The organism is Actinokineospora sp. (genome assembly GCF_050699995.1).
Classification (GTDB): Bacteria; Actinomycetota; Actinomycetes; order Mycobacteriales; family Pseudonocardiaceae; genus Actinokineospora.
This window is the reverse complement of record NZ_JBOHGC010000607.1, coordinates 1-2,324: the sequence shown is the minus strand read 5'-3', so window position 1 is coordinate 2,324 and position 2,324 is coordinate 1. Positions and strand designations below refer to the sequence as shown.

Genomic DNA, 2,324 nt, shown 5'->3' with positions numbered 1-2,324 from the left:
TCGGTGACCTGGGCGGCGGTGAGGAACAACGGGCGCCCGGCGACGCGTTCCTCCACGACCTGGCCGCCGCGGGCGGCCTCGGACAGCGGCAGCGTCCGGTCGCCCAGATTCCCTGATCTGGCAACGGTGTCACCCGCGGGACCGGTGATCTGGAGGAACAGGTCGGGCGCGCCGAAGGTGTCCAGATTGTAGGGCGCTGCGGCTGCCGTTGCCGCGACGTTGGTGGCGCGGGCGGCCACGTCTCGCTCGATCGCGCTGAGCAGGTTGTGCCGCAGCAGCTGGTAGGTCACCACGCCGAGCACGACCAGGATCGACGCGACCAGGATGGTGAACGCCGCCGCGAGGCGCAGCCGGATTGTCATGGCGCGCCGCGCAGCTGATAGCCGACCCCGCGCACGGTGTGGATCAGCCCGGGCTCGCCGAATTTGCGGCGCAGGTGTCCGATGTGGACATCGACGACGTCGGACTCCACTGGCGTGCCGTAGCCCCACACCGTTCGCAGCAACGACTCCCGGGTGACCTCGCGGCTGCCCAGGTCGATGCACAGGGTCCTGGTAGGAAACGCGATCCAGCGCGGTGCTGCCCCGGCGGCGCAGCACCGCGCGCATCCGCGCCATCAGCTCGTCGAGATCGAACGGCTTGGCCACGTAGTCGTCCGCGCCGGAGTCCAGCGCGCCGACCTTGTCGGTGACCTCGTCTCGCGCGGTGAGCATGACCACTGGCACGTCGCTGGTCCTGCGCAGCTCGGCGAGCACCGTGAAACCGTCCTCGTCGGGCATGCCGATGTCGAGCAGCACCACGTCCAGCGCCTCGTCCCTGGCGCGGGCCAGCGCCTCGGTTCCGCTGTGTGCGACCCGCACGTCGAAGCCCTCGTAGGCCAGGCCGCGCTCCAGCAGGGCGACCAGCATCCGGTCGTCGTCGACGATCAGCACCCGGGGAGCCCGTGGGCCCATGATTGGCACGTTACCTCGCCGTGCCGGCCATGAACTCGGAGTGCGGCTGGCAGTAGTACGCATGGCTGCCCGGCTCGGTGAACGTGTAGCTGAACGTCTCCCCGGCCGCGTCCAGCACCGCGTCGAACCGGCCGCTGGGCCGGCGCGGGCCGGTCGGTGCGGTGGAGGTGACGGTGTGGAAGGTGGCGTCGTCGTTGATCCAGCGCACGGTGCCGCCGACCGGGATCGTCACCCGATCGGGCCGGAACGCGCACGGCGCGTCGGGGTCCCCCGGTGGCGCAGGTCAGGTGCACCTCGACGGTGACCGGGGCCGGCGGGCTCGACGGCGCGCATCCGGTGAGCACCAGCGCCGCCGCGAGCCCCGCCCGCATGTCAGCAGTCCGGCTGCGGCGTGGGGGAGAACTGCCGGTCCACACCGGGGGTCACCTGACGGCCGTCGCGCTGGGTGAACGTGTCGGTGGCCATCCACAGCAGCCAGTACCCGCGGTCGCCGGGCGCCTGGCCGTGGCCCTTGGCGTACTCGGGCGCGTCGAAGCGGTGGAAGTGCGGGAAGTCCACCGAGGGCTGCTTGGACTTACAGAACTCGCCGCGCACGCTGATCCCGATGTAACGCAACGACTTCGCCTTGGCCAGGTCGGACTCGTCGAACTGCACGAAGATCGAGACGTCCTTGTTCACCCACCGGTACAGCCGCGGCGCCTTCTGGCCCCCGGTCAGCGGCTGATCGGCGAACAACATGCCGAGCACCGCGATGTCCGATGGGGACAGCGTGCGCTGGCCGGGGCCGGTGAAGGTCGGCTTCGGCACGTTGGTTCCACACGCCGGTGGCGGGGTCGGCGAGAAGTCGTAGTCAACGCCGGGCTTGATCTGCTTGCCGTCTCGCTGGGTGAAGGTCTCCACCGCTACCCAGCTCAGCCAGTAACCTTGGTTGCCGGGCGGACCGCCGTGCCCCTTGCCGTACTCCGGCGCCTCGAGCGCGTGGAAGTGGGTGAACCCACCCTTGGCGCCGCCCGGCTGGGCCTCGGCGCAGAACACGCCCTTGACGCCGATTCCGACGTAGCGCAACGACTTCGCCTTCGCCGGATCCCGGTCGTCGAACTGCACGAAGATCGTCACCTGATCGTTGACCCACCTGTACTGGCGCGGCGCGGTCTGCCCACCGGTCAAGGCTGGTCGGCGAACAACGCGGCCAGCCCGGCGATGTCCGAAGTGGACAGTGGGGTGCCGGTCGGCTCGGCCGTTGTCGGGGCCGGGCTGGGCGGCGCGGCCGGCTGTTGCGGGCTCTCGCCACCGCACGCGGCGAGCAGGACCAAGGCGGCCAGGCTGGCCGCCGACCGGGTGATCACCATCTCCGCCTCCTAACCTCCGCGG

The 2,324-nt window shown here is 70.7% G+C and carries 3 protein-coding genes and 1 pseudogene; all 4 read right to left on the bottom strand.

Annotated elements, in window-relative coordinates; all coding sequences use genetic code 11:
* Positions 1 to 953, bottom strand: a 953-nt coding sequence (locus tag ACRDSQ_RS29270) for a response regulator transcription factor (protein ID WP_431425507.1), incomplete at its 3' end; no start/stop codon positions are given.
* A gap of 10 nt (positions 954 to 963) precedes the next feature.
* Positions 964 to 1,194: pseudogene (locus ACRDSQ_RS29265) on the bottom strand (cupredoxin domain-containing protein); the annotation flags it as partial.
* Positions 1,195 to 1,325: 131 nt separating this feature from the next.
* On the bottom strand, positions 1,326 to 2,069 hold the full coding sequence (locus ACRDSQ_RS29260) for a hypothetical protein (RefSeq protein ID WP_431425506.1): 744 nt from the start codon (positions 2,067 to 2,069) through the stop codon (positions 1,326 to 1,328).
* Between the two features lie 47 nt (positions 2,070 to 2,116).
* A complete protein-coding gene (locus ACRDSQ_RS29255; RefSeq protein WP_431425504.1) occupies positions 2,117 to 2,302 on the bottom strand; it encodes a hypothetical protein in 186 nt (61 codons plus the stop codon).
* Between the last annotated feature and the right edge of the window lie 22 nt (positions 2,303 to 2,324).